The organism is uncultured Fibrella sp. (assembly GCF_964250085.1).
Lineage (GTDB): Bacteria > Bacteroidota > Bacteroidia > Cytophagales > Spirosomataceae > Fibrella.
This window is the reverse complement of sequence record NZ_CAXUEC010000003.1, coordinates 318,323-338,621: the sequence shown is the minus strand read 5'-3', so window position 1 is coordinate 338,621 and position 20,299 is coordinate 318,323. Positions and strand designations below refer to the sequence as shown.

The 20,299-nt window shown below is 52.4% G+C and carries 19 protein-coding genes; 11 read left to right on the top strand and 8 right to left on the bottom strand.

Annotated features, from left to right (window positions below; genetic code table 11):
• Positions 1-12 precede the first annotated feature (12 nt).
• Positions 13-408 (bottom strand): FdtA/QdtA family cupin domain-containing protein, encoded by a 396-nt coding sequence (locus tag ACFE8Q_RS10895; protein ID WP_375445421.1) that lies wholly within the window; start codon positions 406-408, stop codon positions 13-15.
• Between the two features lie 532 nt (positions 409-940).
• Here ACFE8Q_RS10895 and ACFE8Q_RS10890 point away from each other — a divergent pair.
• A complete protein-coding gene (locus ACFE8Q_RS10890; protein WP_375445420.1) occupies positions 941-3,940 on the top strand; it encodes a PD-(D/E)XK nuclease family protein in 3,000 nt (999 codons plus the stop codon).
• Between the two features lie 41 nt (positions 3,941-3,981).
• Here ACFE8Q_RS10890 and ACFE8Q_RS10885 read toward each other — a convergent pair whose 3' ends face one another.
• Complete coding sequence (locus ACFE8Q_RS10885; RefSeq protein WP_375445419.1) at positions 3,982-4,899, bottom strand: histone deacetylase; 918 nt, start codon at positions 4,897-4,899, stop codon at positions 3,982-3,984.
• A gap of 161 nt (positions 4,900-5,060) precedes the next feature.
• On the opposite strand from ACFE8Q_RS10885, the gene ACFE8Q_RS10880 reads away from it, so the two are divergent.
• On the top strand, positions 5,061-5,483 hold the full coding sequence (locus ACFE8Q_RS10880; protein WP_375445418.1) for a hypothetical protein: 423 nt from the start codon (positions 5,061-5,063) through the stop codon (positions 5,481-5,483).
• Between the two features lie 110 nt (positions 5,484-5,593).
• Here the strand turns inward: ACFE8Q_RS10880 and ACFE8Q_RS10875 are convergent, their stop codons facing one another.
• From ACFE8Q_RS10875 to ACFE8Q_RS10860, 4 genes are all read right to left on the bottom strand, one after another.
• Positions 5,594-6,712 (bottom strand): alpha/beta hydrolase, encoded by a 1,119-nt coding sequence (locus ACFE8Q_RS10875; RefSeq protein WP_375445417.1) that lies wholly within the window; start codon positions 6,710-6,712, stop codon positions 5,594-5,596.
• 139 nt (positions 6,713-6,851) lie between these two features.
• A complete protein-coding gene (locus ACFE8Q_RS10870; RefSeq protein WP_375445416.1) occupies positions 6,852-7,877 on the bottom strand; it encodes an LLM class flavin-dependent oxidoreductase in 1,026 nt (341 codons plus the stop codon).
• A gap of 113 nt (positions 7,878-7,990) precedes the next feature.
• Positions 7,991-9,100: a RimK family alpha-L-glutamate ligase gene (locus ACFE8Q_RS10865; RefSeq protein WP_375445415.1), complete on the bottom strand. Its 1,110-nt coding sequence runs from the start codon at positions 9,098-9,100 to the stop codon at positions 7,991-7,993.
• A 139-nt stretch (positions 9,101-9,239) separates the two neighbouring features.
• A complete protein-coding gene (locus ACFE8Q_RS10860) occupies positions 9,240-9,944 on the bottom strand; it encodes an esterase family protein (RefSeq protein ID WP_375445414.1) in 705 nt (234 codons plus the stop codon).
• Positions 9,945-10,045: 101 nt separating this feature from the next.
• On the opposite strand from ACFE8Q_RS10860, the gene ACFE8Q_RS10855 reads away from it, so the two are divergent.
• The 3 genes from ACFE8Q_RS10855 (at position 10,046) to ACFE8Q_RS10845 (ending at position 12,599) form a co-directional block, all read left to right on the top strand.
• Positions 10,046-10,891: an alpha/beta hydrolase gene (locus ACFE8Q_RS10855; RefSeq protein ID WP_375445413.1), complete on the top strand. Its 846-nt coding sequence runs from the start codon at positions 10,046-10,048 to the stop codon at positions 10,889-10,891.
• A gap of 41 nt (positions 10,892-10,932) precedes the next feature.
• Positions 10,933-11,772: a family 16 glycosylhydrolase gene (locus ACFE8Q_RS10850; RefSeq protein WP_375445412.1), complete on the top strand. Its 840-nt coding sequence runs from the start codon at positions 10,933-10,935 to the stop codon at positions 11,770-11,772.
• 356 nt (positions 11,773-12,128) lie between these two features.
• Entirely contained in the window at positions 12,129-12,599 is a 471-nt protein-coding gene (locus ACFE8Q_RS10845) for a collagen-like protein (RefSeq protein WP_375445411.1), read from the top strand.
• Between the two features lie 154 nt (positions 12,600-12,753).
• Here ACFE8Q_RS10845 and ACFE8Q_RS10840 read toward each other — a convergent pair whose 3' ends face one another.
• Complete coding sequence (locus ACFE8Q_RS10840; protein ID WP_375445410.1) at positions 12,754-14,364, bottom strand: S8 family serine peptidase; 1,611 nt, start codon at positions 14,362-14,364, stop codon at positions 12,754-12,756.
• A 91-nt stretch (positions 14,365-14,455) separates the two neighbouring features.
• Between ACFE8Q_RS10840 and ACFE8Q_RS10835 the strand changes: the two genes are divergently transcribed.
• From ACFE8Q_RS10835 to ACFE8Q_RS10810, 6 genes are all read left to right on the top strand, one after another.
• Positions 14,456-14,989, top strand: a complete 534-nt coding sequence (locus ACFE8Q_RS10835; protein WP_375445409.1) for a hypothetical protein — start codon at positions 14,456-14,458, stop codon at positions 14,987-14,989.
• Between the two features lie 17 nt (positions 14,990-15,006).
• Entirely contained in the window at positions 15,007-15,693 is a 687-nt protein-coding gene (locus ACFE8Q_RS10830; protein WP_375445408.1) for a hypothetical protein, read from the top strand.
• A gap of 130 nt (positions 15,694-15,823) precedes the next feature.
• Positions 15,824-16,789 (top strand): sensor histidine kinase, encoded by a 966-nt coding sequence (locus tag ACFE8Q_RS10825; protein WP_375445407.1) that lies wholly within the window; start codon positions 15,824-15,826, stop codon positions 16,787-16,789.
• Positions 16,790-16,886: 97 nt separating this feature from the next.
• Positions 16,887-17,510 (top strand): response regulator, encoded by a 624-nt coding sequence (locus ACFE8Q_RS10820; protein ID WP_375445406.1) that lies wholly within the window; start codon positions 16,887-16,889, stop codon positions 17,508-17,510.
• Positions 17,511-17,637: 127 nt separating this feature from the next.
• Positions 17,638-18,087 (top strand): hypothetical protein, encoded by a 450-nt coding sequence (locus ACFE8Q_RS10815; RefSeq protein WP_375445405.1) that lies wholly within the window; start codon positions 17,638-17,640, stop codon positions 18,085-18,087.
• Positions 18,088-18,188: 101 nt separating this feature from the next.
• On the top strand, positions 18,189-18,794 hold the full coding sequence (locus ACFE8Q_RS10810; RefSeq protein ID WP_375445404.1) for a DUF4082 domain-containing protein: 606 nt from the start codon (positions 18,189-18,191) through the stop codon (positions 18,792-18,794).
• 56 nt (positions 18,795-18,850) lie between these two features.
• Here the strand turns inward: ACFE8Q_RS10810 and ACFE8Q_RS10805 are convergent, their stop codons facing one another.
• The gene (locus ACFE8Q_RS10805; RefSeq protein WP_375445403.1) at positions 18,851-20,239 is read right to left on the bottom strand and encodes a histidine kinase; all 1,389 of its coding nucleotides are present in this window, start codon (positions 20,237-20,239) and stop codon (positions 18,851-18,853) included.
• Positions 20,240-20,299 lie beyond the last annotated feature (60 nt).

Here is a 20,299-nt window from a genome sequence, read left to right as displayed (position 1 = left end):
GGCGGCTATAGTTTATGGGTTATTGACAGATGTGTAGCGGCAATCCGGATAGGGCTCGTCGATATAATCTGCTTTGTCGTAAGACACATTCGAGAGCACCAGCAATACGGCGTCTTCACTGAACTGGTCCATAACATGCCAGTCTTTAGGTTCAAGAACCAAACACGTGTTTGGGCTCACTAAGGTATAGTCCTCTTCGCGTTGACCATCCTGTACATACACGTGACATTGGCCCACTAAACAGATCAGTGCATTCCAGGCCTTGTGATGGCGATGCCCCCCCCGTTGCCCGATACCTCCACCATGAATGTAAAAAACACGCTTGATGTCACCAGGTAGTGTATTGTTGTAAACAGTTAGATTACCAGAAACAGAATTGAATGTTTCTAAGGTAAAGATTCTTGCCATCGTCACTCAATTATATGCTCTAATCGATTCAGTGTTGGAAAATTACGCACTTCCAGTCAAAATAAAGCATCTTTTAGGAAGCGGTTAAATCCAGATTAAAAGTTTGAGAATCAGCAACTGACAGACGTTACTCAGTATGTATTACTAATTAATACAGATGAATAGCAACAAGCTTTAATTAATAAAATACAGGTGATATATAAATAAACCCGTATTTATATATAGTATACTTTTTGTATAAACGGCCGTTGACAGTTTATAACAAGTAGCCGTTGATAAGTATTACCCGGACGTCGATGTAATCATCATACGCAGATAGAAGTCATCAAGTCAGTCAACTATCTTCAAGAGCAAATTTCACTGGTTTGTTCAACATCCGACGATTGAGACGCAACAAACCAATCCACTGGTACTAAGGTTTTCAGGCCCGGCAAGCACTGTAGACGTACCCTGACGAACGAATTACTCACCAAATTGGGATGAATGTCGCTGTCGACGGAGTTATCTTTACAGATACACTGCCTTTTTTTCCGTGACTTTTCTTCAGCAAACAGCCAGCTATATCTACGCCAAACACAGCGCTACGGTTCAACAGCCGCTTGATCACGTTTGGGTAATCCTGCCCACACGACGTGCGGTATCTGTGTTTGAGCAGGAATTGGCCCTCCTTGCTGATCGGCCTATGCTGGCCCCTCATATGGTGGCAGTCGATGATTTCATCACTGAAGCAGCGGGCGTACAACTCATCGACAACGTAAGCTTGCTATTTGAACTGTATGATGTATTCCTGGAACTGGATAAGAAAATTGAATTCGAGCAGTTTGTGGGCTGGGCGTCTGTCTTACTGAACGACCTGGACCGAATCGACCAGTACCGGATCGACCCCAACTACCTGTTCGAATACCTGACCGAGGCTAAAGCCATTGAGCGCTGGACACCCGAAAATCACCAGTATACACCCCTACCGGACAGCCGGACCCCGGATGGCCGTACCCCAGCCGTTTCCAATTACTTTGGTCTGTTTAGCAACCTGAAAGCAGCGTATTATTCGCTTCGCAAACGACTACTGGCCAATGGTCTGGCCTACCGGGGCATGGCCTACCGATTACTGGCCGACGAGATTCGGCTTCGGGTGCTCGATAATCCTGACTACGAAAAGATCTATTTCGTTGGCTTCAACGCCCTTACAGCTTCGGAAGAGCATATTATTCGGGTACTGACAAACACAACCAAGGCAGAACTGATCTGGGATACGGACAGCTACTACCTCGATGACCCCGAACAGGAGGCAGGCTATTTTCTGCGTCAATACAAGAATCAGAAAGGGTTTCCCGGCTTTAAAAATCGCACGGGGCACGTTGGGCAGGGTGAAGCTGCCAGTGTTGGGGTAGGCAACCAACTCACCACTACCCCCAAGCACATGCGCATGGTGGGCGTACCGACGGCCTCGCTCCAGGCTAAAGTAGCGGGGCAGTTGGTCGATCAGTTTGACGCCACTGATAACGGAACCAGCCGAACGGTCGTTGTCCTGGCCGATGAAACGCTGCTGATACCCGTACTTTATTCGCTCAACGAATCGGTTGTCGATCTGAACGTGACGATGGGTCTCTCACTGCGCAACTCCCTGTTGTTTACGCTGATAGACACCCTGTTTGAGATGCAGCGCACGTTGATGGAGTTTAAAACCACCGACGGAAAAGTGGACAAGACCCCTAAATTCCACCATCGGCAGGTAGTCAAGCTACTGAACCACCCCTTTGTGCGGCAGTACGAAAAAATACACGGGCTGATGGCGCCTGACCGGGAAAACGAACTGCCCCGCCCCCTGCTCGACTGGATTCTGAGCGAGGTAGTTACGGGCAAACGGGCCTATCTGGGCGAACATGAGTTACTCGACCTGGGGCAGGGCGATGCGTTATTTGGCGTGCTGTTTAAACGCTGGCGCCCCGCCCACCCCGCCGATGCCATTGAGGCGCTGTTCAGCCTGATTGATTTACTGCGGGAGGTGTATCGCGATAGCCAGGACACCATCGAGATCGAATATCTCTACCTTTTCTTCAGCCTGCTCAAACAACTGGAAACAACCCTGAACCGGCAGGCCGAAACGACCCGATCAGTCAGTAGCAGACCGATGGTAACGGTGCGTAGCTTCCAGCAGTTTTTGTATGAGCTGATTCGACAGACGACCATCCCGTTTACCAGTGAAGGCGATAGCCGGGTGCAGTTGATGGGGCTACTGGAGACGCGGACGCTTGATTTTGAACGCGTTATCATTCTATCGGCCAACGAAGGCGTCCTGCCCCAATCGCGCCGTATGAACTCATTGATTCCCTTTGACATAGCAATTGAAGTAGGCTTGCCAACCTACCGTGAACAGGAAGCGGTAACCGCCTATCACCTGTACCGGCTCCTGCAACGGGCCTCCGACGTCACCTTCCTCTACACCACCACGGCCGATGCGTATGGCAACAGCAAAGGCGAACCCAGCCGGTTCCTGCGCCAGATCGAACACGAGCTGGTACAGGCAGCCAATGGTAATATTCACTTCAGCAAGCCCCTGATCCGGGTGGCCGATGGCGATGCCCGTACCGACGCCGTGGTGTTGTCGGTTCCCAAGACACAGACCATCCGCGAAGCGCTGAAGACGTACCTGACCCAGAAGGGCTTGTATCCCACGGCGCTGAATCACTTTGTCGCCTGCTCAATGCGCTTCTATTTTGAACGGCTCGTTCAGATTCGGGAAGAAGAGGAAGTGGATGACCGAATCGACAGTGCTGAGTTTGGTACGTGGCTCCACAACACGATGGAGAATCTCGACAAAAACTACCGCATGCTCGACCTGCCCGTAACGCCCGACGTGGTGCAACTGGTGCTTGAGACCGAATACCGCAACCTGATGGGTGGCCGCGTGGCCGATACGGGCTACAACCTCCTGTTTTATCAGTTGGCCAAAGACCTGATGCAGGCCTTTCAAACGTACCAAAATAAAGAAACACTGGAGAAAGGAATCCGGGTGCTGGCTACCGAACGCACCTTGCTAACGTACCTGCCGGTTGATATTGGCGGCGAAATCATACAGGTAAAAATTGGCGGAAAAATTGACCGGCTGGAACAACTGGCCGATGGCACCGTCCGAATTGTCGACTACAAATCGGGCGTTGTTAAACTGCCAACCAAGATCGACAACCTGGCGGAATCGCTGACGACACTGGCCGATAAAGATAATAAATGGGAGAAAATCAGGCAGTTATGGCTCTATAAATACTTGATCCTGAAAGAGAATCAATACCCGACAGCTCCAGTAGAAGCAGGCTTTTACTCGTTGCGTACCTTCCAGAAAGAACCGCAGTTCCTGACAAATCGGGTCGCGTTTTCAGACGATAACGACCGGGAAACCTATATTGCCGAAACTGAAGTTTTGCTGAGTCAGATGGTTCAGCGCATGTTCGACACGGCCCAGCCCTTCGGCATGACCGACAATATCGAAACCTGCAAATACTGCAACTATACCAAGATATGTGGGAGGGGGTAAAGTTTAGGTTCAACATTGAACCTAAACTTTAAACGTTGAACCTAAAAATACATGTTCGCGGCGACGCGGAAGGTGTTGCAGTGTGCTTCAACAATATCGGCGACACGGGGTGAATAGCCGCCACCCATCGACACCACAATGGGCAGGTTAAACCGTTGGGCCTGCTCGAAGACAAACTGATCGCGTTGTCGGACACCGTTCATAGACACCTTCAGTTTGCCCAGGCGATCTGTTTCGAGAATATCGACGCCCGCCACATAAAACAGAAAATCAGGCTGTTGTGCAGCCAGCAGACGGGGCAGCGTGTCGTACAGCGTGTTCAGGTACGTTTCGTCTGACGTACCTGTGGCGAGGGCAATGTCCAGATCGGACTGTTCTTTTTTGAGCGGGTAGTTATCTTTCCCGTGCATGCTGAAGGTAAACACACGCGGCTCGCGCTGGAACATCACCGCCGTACCATTGCCCTGATGTACGTCGAGATCGATAACCAGAATGTTGCGGGCCTGGCCGGTTTCGAGCAGTTGATGAGCGGCTACACCTACGTCATTTAGCAGGCAAAACCCTTCTCCGTGGTCAGGATAGGCATGGTGTGTGCCACCGGCCACGTTCATGGCTACCCCATCGCGCCGGGCCAGGTACGTGCAATCAAGCGTACCCTGCGTAATGACCCACTCCCGTTCAATAAGACGGGGCGACATTGGAAAGCCGATACGGCGCACCATCCGGGCATCGACCGTCTGTGTTTTCAGGGCGTCAACATACGCTGGTGTATGAACCCCCAATACCCACCGGTCATCGACGGGTGACGGAGCGAAGAAATTCGCGTCTGTACAGGTACCCTCATACAATAACTGCTCATGTATTAACTCGTATTTCAGCATCGGAAAGCGGTGAGGCTCTCCAGTTGGGCTTGCGGGTAATTCATGTTTGTAGAGCGGTGCGTAGGCAATTTGTAGCATATACTGTTGCGGACCATTGAATAAATACCCGAACCCGCTTGCGAACTGATTGTGAACGTATAGGCAGAAACGTTAGTAATTTAGATACATATTGTTTTGGGCCTCAGAAAAACCAAAATTACTCTTGTTAGTTTATCTATTAACAATAGATTCATCAACCTATGAACATTGAACTCTCCACATCTGCTGAACCAGCACCATTTGAGCTACTAGATGTACTAGTACAAAACCGGCGCGATAATAACCGATCGCTGCTGTCGCTTCACTTCGTTGGTAAGCGTGGTCGGCAGACCGATCGGCTGAAAATGCCGCTCTTGACCTGGTTCGATGCAAATCGGCTGCAACAGTTTACCTATCAGCTTGCACACTCGACCCGACCGGCAGATAGGTGCCATATCGACCTTCCAGACGCGGGCCTACGGCTCACATCGGGTGGCAAAAACCAACGGTCGATCCGGGTTGAAGCGCTTCCGTCGGCTCAGCGTCGGTTTACGCCCGTTGAAATCAATGGGTCTGCAACCGGCCTCCGCGATTACGCCAAAGTGCTTTACACGCGCTTATGGGAAGCTTTCTGCCGAGGGTAGACGGCAACTCACTAGTGCTTTTCAACATAACGGTCTCCGCAATGCTCCTTTTCAGGTCTACTGCGGAGACCGTTACGTTTTAAAGGGATCAACTTTGCCAGCCATCTTTATTAAACTACCAATACTTCTTCTTCTCGCTGGGTAGCGTCGTTTGCTGGTTCCGAATCGCTGAAGAACAGCCACTGAATCGCTCTGGGCAGTTCAACACTCCAGCGTTTTTCTTCATGCAACCCGGCCGGATCAATCGCCGCCTGTAGAAATGCACAGGCATCAACGGAGCAGCGCAGGTTGCTTTGGAGGCGTTTCAGGTTGGGGACCATGTACTTCGATTCTGCCTCGCCGCCGTACAGATACACCTTCGTATGCGCTGCCAGTTTCCGTTGGGCTGCCTCCCGGTACACACCCGGCGAAATCCAGAGGGCAGGTGAAAAAACCAGCCACCGCCCGAATATATCTGGATAAAGCAGGCCGGCCCATACCGTAATGAGCCCACCCAGCGACGAACCGCCCATTCCCGTGTTTGCCGCATCCGGCAGCGTTCGAAAAGTGGCATCAATCGCAGGTTTGAGCACCTTGACCACAAAATCCAGGTACGTTCTTCCGCCACCTAATTTCGGTTTTATGGCCTCTACCGTGTACTCTTTTAATCGGTTGGCTTCGGCATGGTCAATCGCCACGATGATCACGCCATGCTGACGCCGGGTTGCCAACTGCGCCAGCCGAAACTCGGTTAGCCACGAGCCGTAGCCCGCCCCCTCGCCCAGTAAATTTTGACCGTCGTTGAGGTAGAGCACCGGATAAGCTTCGCCGCTATATTCATAATCATATGGCAGGGCAACCTGCACCCGACGCGGTACGTCGCTACCCGGAAGCTCAACATAAAGCGTTTGTTCAATCGGTAAAAACGCCGGATTGATTGGTTGCCCATTCCACTGCCAGTAAGGCACTTCATCCTGAACGGATGCTTCATCGCGGGCCACAGTACGGTTAGCCGTCTGCTCGCCCAGTTCATCTAACTCAAGACTTCCTTCACTACCCCGGTAATATTTATACTCGATCAGCTCAGGCCAGTTTTCATCAACGGTCAAGTCAACCGCATAGCGACCATGCTCAACCTGCTGAAGCCGGAATGCCTGATTATCAATAGACCACCCGCAAAAATTACCGGTAATGTAAACCGGTCGGTCATCCTGGGCGGGGGTCGTTAAGTCAATATGAAGCGTATGCATGTTCATACACATAAAACCCGTACCAGTCGCGAATTGTCCCGTAAATGAAGCAGAAAACGTACCTGCGGGTCGAAGCTTCGATTTCCCAAATCATCCAATACCCCAATTACCAATCCCCAATCCCCAATCAACCATTCCCCTACTTCCTCAATAGCGGCGCTACGCGGGTACCGATAAGCTCGATCGACTGCAAGAGCTTTGCGTGCGATAGATTGGCATTGTCCATCTGAAACGTTACTCTGGAGATACCACCCAGGGCCGCACTATGCGCCAGGATTTTTTCCGCTACTTCATCCGGGCCGCCCACCAGCAACGCTCCCTTTGGGCCAATCTGCGCGTTGAACTGGGCGCGCGTCACGGGCGGCCATCCCCGCTCTTTGCCAATTCGGGTCATGGTTTCGGCATAACCGGTAAAATAATCAGCAACGGCCGCGTCAGTTGTCTGCGCCACGTACCCAAGCGAATGCAAGCCTACCTGTAGTTGATCTGGTGCGTACCCGGCCCGTTGCCCAGCCGATCGGTATATATCAACCAACGGACGGAACCGATGCGTTTCGCCGCCGATGATAGCCACCATGAGCGGTAACCCCAGCGAACCTGCCCGCGCAAATGATTCGGGTGTGCCGCCAACGCCGAGCCAGACGGGCATCTGCTTCTGCAACGGGCGGGGGTAAACAGGCTGGTTTTTCAGCGGAGCCCGATACCGACCCGACCAGGTGACAAACTCGTTCTCACGAATGGCCAGGAAGAGTTCAAGCTTTTCGATGAAGAGTTCGTCGTATTCCTGGAGATTAAATCCAAAGAGTGGAAACGCTTCGATAAACGACCCCCGACCAACAACCAGTTCGGCCCGACCTTTCGAGATCAGATCCAGTGTGGCAAAATTTTGAAATACCCTTACCGGATCGGCGGCGCTCAATACGGTGACCGCACTGGTCAATCGTATTCGCTTTGTCCGGGCTGCTGCTGCGGCCAGAATAATGGCCGGGGCCGAATCCAGAAATTCTTTCCGGTGGTGCTCACCAATGCCAAATACATCCAGCCCAACCTGATCGGCCGCTTCAATTCGGTCGAGCAATTCGCTCATCGCATCTACCGCACTGATGACGGTGCCATGCTCATTACTCAACATCGCCGAGGCAAAACTATCAATACCAATTTGCATTACTTCCGTTTGTTGACTGGTGATTTCACAGTACGACATAACCAACAAAAAAACGGTTCCTGCATAGCCATCGAGCCATACAGGAACCGTTGGAACGTACCCGGAAAACGTACCTATTTTTTCTTCTTAGGCTTGTCTTCTTTTGCTACCTTATCCGATTTGGCCTCCACCTGCGATCCTCGCTCAGATTTCTTAGGCTTGCTTTCTTTTACTGGCTCACCAACGGCGACAACGGCGGGCGGAGTTTTCTTCTCCGGTTTGGGCTGAACAAGGCCCGTGCCCTCGATCGAGCCACGGACGAACGTACCCCAGGTAAGGTTGTCTTTACCCTTCTGTACCCGTTTGGCGCGTTCAATGGCCATGTTGGCGGCCGCTTCGACTACCCACTCGAAGTTGGCCTGCCCTACCGAATTAACATCAGCGTCGGGGGCCGGATTGCAGAAGTCAATGGCGATAGGCACCCCGTCACGAACGGCAAACTCAACGGTGTTGAAATCGTAGCCCAGGCCGTGATTCAGTTTCAACACGTAGTCTTTCATGGTAGCCATCAGTTTTTTACCAGCGTCGCCGGTTGTCTTCATCTCGGTGGCGTAGCGCAGATGGTGCGGGTTACGGGGCTCGTAGGGCATAATGAGCACATCTTTACCGCCAATGCAGTAGCAACGGAAGTAGTCTGTGAAGTCGATGGCTTCCTGATACAGCATTACCAACTGCCCGGTTTCGTCATATGCCTTGAACATCTCGTCTGGATTATCGACTTTGTAGACGCTTTTCCAGCCACCGCCAGAGTGCGGTTTCATGAACGCCGGAAAGCCAATACGGGCGAAGATAGACTCCCAGTTCATGTGCTGAAGGTTCGAGAACGACTCATGCTTGGTATCATCGGGGCGTTCCTTAGAGGGGAGCAGAATTGTTTTCGGAACAGGCACACCCAGGTGAACGGCCAGCGCGTTATTGAAGAACTTTTCGTCGGCACTCCACCAGAAAGGGTTATTCACCACGGCGGTGCCGCAGAGAGCCGCGTTCTTTAGAAACGCCTTGTAGAACGGTACGTCCTGCGAAATTCGGTCGATGATAACGGCGTAGTCGGTGGCAACGCCCTGCTCTACGCGATCGATGGAGACGAATTCGGCCTGAAAGTCAGACTGTTTTTCATTGACCCGATCAACGAAAGCATGTGGGAAAGACCGTTCCATGCCGAAGAGTATGCCAATTTTTTTCATATGATTTTTTGTTTGTTTGAATCAACCCGCCGCAGCGGATCACACAGATTGGGCAAATTGAGTTAATCTTCACAGATAACCGACACGATTTGCGAAAATCTACTGAAATCGCCGAATAGGTTTACTGATTTTTAATCTGTTAAATACCGTTCAGGTAATGCGGAAACTGATCGCGCCAGACAGGCCAGTCGTGTTCGCCCCACGGTTTAATGTCTAGCCAGTGCGGAATACCCTTTGCCGCTAACAATTGCGACATCTGAATGTTTGACTCTTTGCAAAAGTCATATTCCGACGTACCCAGCACAATGCGCATCTGGTACAGGTGGTCGTTTTGCAGCCCAGGTACGTAGTCGGGTGGATTGTTATAGTACACGTTGTCGTCGTAGTACCCGTCCATGAACGACCGTATATTGAACTTTGCTCCCATCGACATCAGATGTGCCACCTGGTCGGGGTGACGGAACGCGAAGTTCAACGCCTGAAAACCGCCGAAACTGCAACCGGCTACGCCAATCTTGCCAACGTTACATTCCCGTTGAATGTAGGGCACCAGTTCTTCGCACAGGAACTTGTCGTACAGCATGTGGTTCCAGATTCGGGTGCCGGGATGCAGGTGCCGGGCATACCAGCTATCGCGGTCTATACTGTCAATACAGTATAGTTTAATATGGCCAGACTCTACGTGACCCCGTATGGCTTCGGTGAGTTGAAAATCGCGGGCTTCGTAAAAACGGCCCATCGTGGTTGGGAATAACAGCACCGGATACCCCCAGTCACCGTAGACGAGCATCTCTATATCGCGCCCCAGACTGTGTGAATAATACTTGATGTACGACTCTTTCATGGCACAAAAGTACGAAAGCCGGATGTGCTGAACCGACTATTGGGTAAATTGTGGGAACTTTACCACCTGTGAAACATCTATTTACCTCCCTGCTTGTGCTTATGCTTACCTCTGCAGCAGCCCAGCCGTCGGCTTCTGTGACGGTATTGCCCGACGATTCCATCGTATCGGTTCCCCTGAATCGTGCCGTTCACCTGACCATTATGCTGCCTCCCGGTTTCTCAGAAACAGGGCCGCTGTGGCCGGTGCTTTACCTCAACGACGGCCAGGACCTCCCCCGGCTGAACATGAGCGAGGTGCTCGATTCGCTCTATAAAGCACAGACTATCAGGCCATTCGTGCTGGTAGCCATGCACGCCAACGTTGATCGGATTCAGGAATATGGCACCGCTTCCCAAGCCGATTATATGAAACGCGGCAGCAAAGCCAGTGCCTACGCCGATTTTGTGCTGACCGAATTACTGCCCTACGTGCGAAAGCGGTATCATGTCTCGGCCGATCCCGCGCAGAGTGCCATTGCAGGTTTTTCGCTGGGCGGATTGTCGGCCTTCGACATTGGCTTTCATCACCCGGACCGGTTTAGCCGGGTTGGCGTATTTTCGGGTTCGTTCTGGTGGCGGAAAAAGAAGTTCAATAGTGCTTACGACGACGAAACCGACCGAATCATGCACAGCCTCATCCGCGAAAGTACAACGAAACCGGCCGTTCGTTTCTGGCTCCAGACAGGAACCAATGACGAAACCAGCGACCGGAATAACAATGGCGTTATCGACTCAATAGACGATACGCTGGACATCATCAACGAATTGGAAAAGAAAGGCTTGCAGCGCGAGCAGGCTGGCAACCCGCACGACATCAGGTACGTACAGGTAGAAGGCGGCGAGCATAACCAACGTACCTGGGGCGCTATCATGCCCGACTTTCTGACCTGGGCCTTCGGTAAATAAGCGGTTTATTTGCTTATCCCATTAATCAACTATTCCTGACCATGAACATCTTACTGCCTCTCACCATCCTGGCCGTGCTTGTTGCGTGCAACAAAGCCATTGTTCAGCCCACCTTACCGCCATTGCCGGATACGCCCGTTGTGGTAACTCCAGCCACAGAACGCAAGCTTGTCTGGTCTGACGAATTTGATAAAGACGGCTTACCCGATCCGGCTAAATGGGGCTACGATGTGGGTGGCAATGGCTGGGGGAACAGTGAACTGGAATATTACACAAAGGAGCGTAAAGAGAACGCCCGGGTCGAGAATGGGAACCTCATCATCGAGGCCCGAAAAGAACCGTATCAGGGAAACGCCTACACGTCGGCCCGCCTGCTCACGCAGAACACCGCTACCTGGACCTACGGTAAATTCGAAATCCGGGCAAAGATTCCCGCAGGTCGGGGCACCTGGCCCGCCATCTGGATGCTGGGCAAGAATATCTCGAGCGCAGGCTGGCCACAATGCGGCGAAATCGACATCATGGAACACGTTGGTTTCGACCCCGGCGTGATTCATGGAACCGTTCATACTGAGGCGTATAACCACAACAAAGGCACACAGAAAGGCCAGCAAACAACCATTCCAACGGCCATGTCTGATTTCCACGTGTATACCGTTGACTGGACAGCCGACCAAATCGATTTCCTGGTTGACGGTACCGTCTATTACACCGTTACCAGGGCCGCGCTGGGCAGCAATACCGCCCAATGGCCCTTCGTACAGCCGTTTTTCCTTATCCTGAATGTGGCCGTTGGTGGTGCCTGGGGCGGGCAGCAAGGCGTAGACGAAACGATCTGGCCCCGACGCATGGAAGTTGATTACGTTCGTGTCTATCAGTAAGATTATATACCCGGCAACTGCATTTCAGGTACGTTGGCTGCGTAGGTAAGGGTAACAAATACTATATATCCAACATATGTTGATGTACGTAGAAATACGTAACTTATCTGTTCATACCGTTCGCTTCTAGTGCAACCCCTCTTCCTTTAGCTTATTTCTTTACTCAAAACAGGCCATACAATGTTGTATGACCTGTTTTTGCGTTCAGGCTTCTGGGCGGCGAAGCGCTGCGCTGGCGCGTACAAGTACCTGATTTATGTGAGCGGGCCTATTGCTTATTCTAAAAAAAAGCAGTTTTGGTGGCGGCGACCGACAACCAGTTAACTAAACCAATCCGGTCAGTGCTGCCAACTGCCATGACAAACAACGCTCTTTTCCGCAACATGCTCCTGTTTACCACCGCTATTGCCCTCCTGCTCACGGCCTGCCAGAAAAGCACCCCGGTTGATCCCGGAGCGGCAAGTGTACTCTACTCGCCCTGGATTTCGACAACCTTTACGGGCAGTGGCACCGTATATACAGGAAGTGTTACGGCACCTAAAATCACCCAGGACGTGCTTGACAAAGCCGACATCCGCGTTTACTGGAATGAAGGGGGCCGGGTGCTATCGCTGCCATACGCCGAAGTAGTTGGCACAACTCCCTATACGGTACACCAGCGAATTTACGTCGGGCGCATTGAGCTAAGAGCCAGCTATAGCCTTAGTACACAGTCATTTCGCTACGTGATCATCACCGGTGGCGTCTCGTCAGGCCGAACCGCAACTGATGGCGTCGACCGTTCTGATTACCAGGCTGTTAAAGCCTACTACAACATCCCCGATTGATTGCTATACTCCCCTTATGGACCAACTCAAAGCGACTGTTCAATGCAGCAACGCCATTGATTTGCGTCCATCCCCCTTTTATGGGATACTGATATAGAAGTAGACCCCGCAACTTTGTCAACGTCAATTCGCTACAGAGCGTCATCTGTCAGGATTATGGTAGAAGTACTCGACTAAGTGCCTTAAAATCAGGAAATACGGCTGCGCCATTTTGAGTGATGGGAACGCCGCATTGACGACGAATGGCAGCCCTTACCTGAACCGGTGTAATGAGCTGGTTCTTTTGGCGAGCCAGTTGCTTTAGCTGCACTATAAACCCTGCCACGAGTGCTGTAGCCCCGGAGGTCTCACCGAACGCCTGCGTTTGTCCATTCCCGTCATCGGTGGTGAGCAACTGTTCACCAGGAGCCAGGCAATCGACCCGGCTGCCGTAATTACGGCCGTTTTGCCAAACGCCGGTGTGATTGGGTTGCACGGCAGCACCAACCAGAATAGCCCCGGAATCGGTATCTGCTGAAGCGCGGGCCGACGTCTGCGGCTTGTTCGAGAGGTAACGGGCGCGGTGTATAACTGACCTTTCCGTGAAGGATAGGCTACTGGTGCCGGGGCTTAGCGTGGGTTTGTCAAAGTCGGCCTGTACCCGCTCATCGACACGTCCTTTCGACAAAAGAAACGCGTCGAGCAGGTCCAGATCCGTTGATCCATTACCGGCTGGCTCAACAACCGTTAATCCGAGTTCGTGGGTGGCGAACCAAATCAGATCGTAGCAAGCCTGATCAGTTTCAACCGGATAGTCGCCCGGGAGATTGCTAAACCGTCCATCGTGCCTGCTTAGGTTCCCCAAAGCAAGCTCAAGTAAGATCACGTCACTCGGTGTTGATGCATATAGTGCCTGGGCCAGGGCATCATCGATTCGGGTTCGCGAATTTGCGCCGCCAGCATAGGCAGAAAAGAGCTTAACGGCTGCCTGTGGAGCCGTTCCCCGGAAAGGCGCATCTTGCGAAATCAGAACGCCCAACACCCAGCATCCATGCTGATGAGGGCCGGAGGGCGGTGCTACAACCGACGGGAACTGAGGCTGTTGCGCGAAGTTTACCCGCCCTCTGAACGCTGTATGATCAAGCCAGGCAAAATCAACGATATGGATGCCGATGGGCGCCTGGTTCGCCACGGGCAACGTACCTGTCAGATTAAGCAGCGCCATATAATCGGTGGGCAGTTGGGCCGGAGTGGTTGGTACCGAAGCTGGCACGAAGGTTCCCCGCTGGTAGGCAAGCTCCAGCAACGGGTATTTTGACTTATAGCCGGGTGTGAAATTCTGTAATTCGTTGTCGAGCGCTTCAGCTTTTTCAGCCGGGCATTGAAGCTGGAAATACGTGAACAGATTAGCCGACCTGAGCAGTGGACTGATGTTGTGGGTTTTGCCATAGCCTGGATCCAGTGCGGCAGCGCGCTGCTGAGCACGCTGCACTAGCTCGAGTAGCATGATGGGTGGCGTGTCGGCATACAGGAACGTCAATTTCGCTCCGTACGCGCTGAGTAAATTCCAGAATTTCGACAGATCGTCGGTTACGGGTACGTACTCGCTAAAAGGACCGTACAGATGCCAGGCAACGCTTGCTGCTTTGAAGAAGTTTTCGGGCAGGTAGTACGGAGCATCCGTGTCAAAAACCAAAGCCAGTGAGATGGCTTCCTGAAATTTGACCACGATAGTCGCTTCATTTTCAGAATCGGTGCTAACAAACAGATTTGGTGAGGTTGGCATATCGGATTTTCCATTTAATAAATCGCAAACAAACTACTTACCTTTCTACTAGAATCATTCATTACTTTACTAACCGTTAACAAAAAACAGTATGATAACCCCAAAAATGAGTTGTGATGGTGCCGATTTCATGGATCGGCCGTTTGATGCAGGACTGAAAAAAATCACTGCTGCCGTTGCCAAAACGTACGAAGCCAATTACCAGGCGCTGATCACTGTCCTGACAAGCGATGACCCCACGGCGGGCGGCGTCTTATCGCCTGATTTACTGAAAGACATGTTACTGATCCGCGGCTATTACCTTGGCAAAGAGCAACTTATGTGTCTGTTAAATAACGAGTTCACTGACTTCCGGGGTATTCAGGTACAATTAGGGCTAACCGAGCACCCCATCGATGGGCAGTCAATAGGCAATCTAGTGTACACGATCAGAGGGCAGTTTTCTACCACAGGCTATGCGCCTGACGACATCATACTGGCTAACGGCTCACGCATTGACGGGCATTTCGGGCAGATGAGCGATGTTGTTTACCTGGCAGGGGTAGAATCGGTGGTGCAACAGCCTGACCCGGCTACCTACCCCAATCCGCCGTTTGTCCCCCCTGTCACCACGTCTACAGACTAGTATCAACTGGTAAACTCATGACCACGTCGTTGTCTTATCTGATCATGAACCTGGGGCGCTACTCGCGAATCGCTTCGGTGGGGGTTGCCGCGTACCGGTACTCCTACCTGCTGGGGCCGGTACGCCTGTTTGCCGCGCTGGAAACAGTTGGGTTGGTCATTGTATTGTATTCACAATGGCTTTCCAAATCGAATAACACCTACCTGTTTTTCATCGAAACAGGCATAGATGCCGTGGTCATGAGCCTGATGTACGCCCCCCTGATGCCTTCGCTGGCCTGGAAGCGGGTGGCCTGGGCCTTTGCTCCGGTTATGCTCCTGGTGTTGCTGGCCGACTGGCTTTGGTACGAAGGACTTCAGCAACAAGGCAACAGCTATGTTGCCGCACTGGAATGTGCCGGTGCCATCGTCCTCCTGACGGTGTACCTGAATTCCCTGCTGGCCAGTGATCGGGTGGCCTCGTTACGGCGCCATCCGATGTTTGTGATTAGCCTTTGCCTGCTACTGATCAGCCTGATAGCCATTCCGCTGTATTTGTTTCTTCCCGCGCTGATGAGCTATTCAATGACCCTCACCCTGCGGGCCTACGACCTGATGTTTCTGAGTGCTTTTTTGGCACATACTGGTTATGCGTATGCTTTTTGGATTACAAAAGCCCATACGAGCCTGGCCAGCAAAAGGGTGGCCCAGGCTACATCGGTATAGGGCACGATGGGTAGTCTACCTCCTTTTTGCGACTGGGTCAGCCGCCCAGTATAGCTATGGCCAATCCCTGACGGTGGTTGTCAATGGGAGTGTCCTGTCCGCATCGAGTTGGGCCGCTAATGAGCAATCGTTGATTCCTGCTCGGGAAAATACACTACAAATCGATCTGGTATTACCCGGTTCTGCTACGGGGTACTCGTATCGTTTTTGGCAGAATCGAAAACAGGAGTGGCAGCCAATAACAAGCACAACCCGGTTATGCTACCATAACTTGTCGGGCGATGAATACCAGTTTGAGGTGCGCAGGTATACCCAGCCTCCGTTGGTTCGGCACCGCTTTCTGATAGAGAATGCCCTGTGGCAACGCTGGTGGTTCGCACCTGCTTTGTTTGGGTATGGTTTGTCTGTATTTGGGGTGCTTATGTATCTTTTCTACCGCTACCGGATCCGCCAGTTCACGCGGATGCAACAGGTACGTGACCGTATTGCCCGCGACCTGCACGACGACATGGGCAGCTACCTCAGCAGCATCAGCATCATGAGTGAGCTGGGCCAGCGCAACGCGCTCCGTGACCCCGAAAAAACAAAAAAATCACTGGAGAAGATCGGCCACACAGCCCGGCAGATCATGGACGCCATGAGCGACATGGTTTGGAGTATCAACCCCAGCCATGACTCCATGCCGCATGTAATTACCCGCATGACCGATGTCGGAAACAATTTGTTTGCTGATACAGCCATCGACTTTCAGCTTCAGATTGACCAGGATGTAGGTACGTTCCCGCTAACGGCAGAGGCACGCCGCGATCTGTTTCTTATCTACAAAGAGGCCCTGACCAATGCCACCCGCTACGCAGGCGCAAGCCGCGTTCGGGCTGCGCTGCAACGTACCCACATGGGCCTGACGCTCAGTATCCAGGACGATGGGCGGGGCTTTAATCCCCAACAGCCTGATTATCAAAATCCGGGCGGAGGCAATGGCATTAGAAATATGCAGACCCGCGCCAGTCTCCTCGGCGCGCAGCTAGCGATCAGGTCAGGTATTGGTGAAGGCACCAGCATTCAGTTGATGGTTCCCGGCGGTTCACCGGGTTAAATAAACGGCCATACCATACAGGAGGGTATCCCCCCTTTATGGTATGGCCCGCTATGGTGCCTTTATCTACTTTTGAGTGAACTTAACTTCGCCTGTTATGCCAATCCGAGTTGCTATTTATGAAGACAATCGCCCTCTACAGGAAGCATTAGGTACGCTAATTGCCGACACCGATGAGCTGGTTTTAGTAGGATCATATGGCGACTGCATTCAGGCCAACGACAACACCTACCGCCACCAGCCCGATGTGATTCTGATGGACATTGACCTTCCTGGTCGCGACGGTATTCAGGCCGTGACAAGCCTACACCGCGACTTTCCAACCGTGGAGGTGCTGATGCTGACCGTGTTCGACGATGATGACCGGGTATTCCGTGCCCTTTGTGCGGGCGCAGCGGGCTATTTGCTAAAGAAAACAACACCCGACCAGATTATCGACGCCATCCGATCGGTGTACGCGGGTGGAGCACCCATGACGCCCAGCATTGCCCGGCGCGTGATTCAAACCTTCCCTGCCAAAGCTACTCAATCGGCTGACCTCGACCAGCTTACCAGTCGCGAGAGTCAGGTGTTGCATTACCTGGCGCAGGGACTAAGCTACAAACTGGTGGCCGCCGAACTGGCTATCAGCATCGAAACGGTACGTACCCACATTAAGCGTATCTACGAGAAACTGCACGTGCATTCGGTGGTTGAAGCCGTGTCTAAATACCGTCCCTGATGGCTCAGGTACGTAGTTCTGGCAACAGCTACGTAGTTTCCACGTCCCCCCTTCATGGGATAGTATAGTCAGCAACAGGGTATGAACTTTGGGGTAAACAAATCGGCTTTCCGCCTCAATCCACCCCATGAACAGTTTCCTACCCACGCCCACTGCCCGACGGAATTTGGCAGTGGGCCCTCATCCCGTATACCAACCTCCACAAGCTGGCCCCCTACTGCTGCTCTGCTGCCTGGCCATTACCAGTTCCGGGCTGGCGCAACAACTCGATCCAGTACCGCCGGCTGAGGGTTTACCTATCGAAAGGCACATAAGCCTGATGCAGGCCCGCCTTCGTCAGCCACCACCACCACCAGAAGGTGGCTTCTGGGTAGTTGAAGACCAACCGGACCGGAAAACCCCCACGCTCATCCGGTTTTATACCGATCAGCAACAACTACTCCGTACCGACACCCTGGCCAACACGCGCCTCAATATTCGTCGCCGCGCTGTTGTCGACCGGCTCAACGAGCGGCTGCTACAACTGCTTCCTACGTACCCAGCCGAGCGCCTGGCAACACATCGGACAGATCAGTGACCTGGCTCTGCGTCTCATCAGTGGCACTGGCGACGCGCGAAGTCTTTTTCCTCAACTCTGTTTTACACCTTATAAAATGGCTCATCGCCTCAGTCCATTCCATGAACACGACTATGATCTGCCCAAAGTTAGCGTACTCAATTGCCCTGTTTGTTCTGCTCTACAGCTTGAGCGGTTGTACTAAAACGACGGAGACCGTCAAACCCGAAGAAACGCCTTTCACCGCTTTAACCGGTAGTAGTTCGCTAACCTTTTCCAGCTCGGCAAACAATAATGCATTTGAGTTAGGCACGGCTTTTAGCCCTTCTGTCGATGGAAAAATCACCAAATTAGGCTGTAAGCTTACCGATGCAGGGAGTTACCGGGTAACTCTCTGGAATTTTACAACTAAAGCCGTCTTACGTCAGGTTACAATTGAGCAATCGACCCCCGATAAGCTCACCCTTGAAACGATTGATCCGTTGGCCGTTACCAAAGACAGCCGGTACATGGTCAGCGTGAATAACCAGTCGGCGGGGGCCAATCGGAAGTATGCGCTTTATAAGCGGGTACAGGGCGGTAGTGTATACCCCATCGTTGCTGGTAATCTGCTGCTTTCAGGCTTTTACCTTACTACTGGTTCCGCTGCCGTATTTCCGACAACACAGGTAACTAGTGACCAAAACTACCTCATCGGCCTGCCAGAGTTAGTCTTTGTTCCCAATTAAGGCAGTCTGTTAAATCATGCCAGTACCACACCTGTTCAGGCCACTAGCCGTACACCTTACACGGGCGGGCTAGTGGCCTGAACAGGCAGTGCTAACGGGCAGGTGAGGGTCAGGCTGGCCCCCTCGCCCGGCGCTGACCGGATGGTAAACTGCCCACCCAGATCGTTAGCCCGCTGTTGCAGGCTTCGCAGGCCGTTGCCAGCAAATCCGACCTGTTCGGCAGAAAAGCCAATACCATCGTCGGTGACCGTGAGCGAAAGTGCTTCGTTATGTACTTTTAACTTCACGTAAATAGAATGGGCTTTGGCATGCCGTAAGGCGTTATGCAACAGCTCTTTGTACGTTAAAAATACAGCCCTTTTCACTTCAGGTGAAACAACCTTACCAGCCGACAGTGGGGGAAAATCGAGGTGTAATTCAACATCCTGATGCTCGAACAGCGCGTGCGCAATCTCACTAAACCGGTTCGCAAATGCATCGCCCGTAGCGGGGGTTTCGGTCAGGCTCCAGACAATCTGCCGCATGGTGGCCAACACCTGCCGGGCCGACTCGCCAATAAGTTTAAGGGTGGCCAACGCCTGTTCAGACCGTTGGCTCACCTGCCGCTCGGCTGCCAGACTCAGCATGCTGATACTGCTGAGATCAGCGCCGATGTCGTCGTGCAGGTCGCGGGCAATGTCGGCCCGGATGCGCTCTAGTTGCTGTTGCTTGCGTTGATTTTCTTCCAGTTGCAGAATCAGTTTGGCCTGTACACTCAGCCGCTCATCGTCTACCTGCTTGTTCACCAACGACATACCCATCGTAAAACAAAGCACTTCGAGCACAACGCCCAGTTGCATATACGTCACCGGAAAGGTGGCGGCGTTGGTCAGGTCGCGCGTGAAGAGGCTGGGTACGTAGTTTACGCCCAGGGCAATCAGGCAGCCCATTACGAAGAAAAACGAGCCTACAATGAAATAGACCATGACATCCTGCCTCAGCCGGATCACCCGTGGAACGACGATCAGGGCACCCATAGCCAACAGGGTTCGATTCGCCACGTATAGCCCCGACCGAATACCCGGCGACGTACCCAGCCCCCAAAGAAGGGTATCGAGCAGCAAATGGCCAGCCAGCAGCCAGATCATTACCCGTAACAGTCGATAACTCCAGGGATCGTTGCGTGGCATGTCCATCAGCAGAATGGCAAACCGGATGTAGAGCAGAAAGGCCGTCGACTCAAGCAGGGTAACCAGGTAGTTTACCCCCGGCTGATAGGCTTGCCGCGTGTACTCCTGATCGTCGATGCGAAAGGTGATGACCATGCACACAATGTAGAGTGCGTACTGCCAGTAGATCACCTTCCGGTGCTGCACATACGATAACAGCCCGTAGAGGGCCATCATCGCCAGCATACCGTCTAAGAACAGGCGTAATGGCAGGTACGAAACTGACCAGACAAACATGGTGTAGCTAGGTTAGGCGGCAGCAACTACCCTAAAACTACACATTTTGTTTGTTACTCC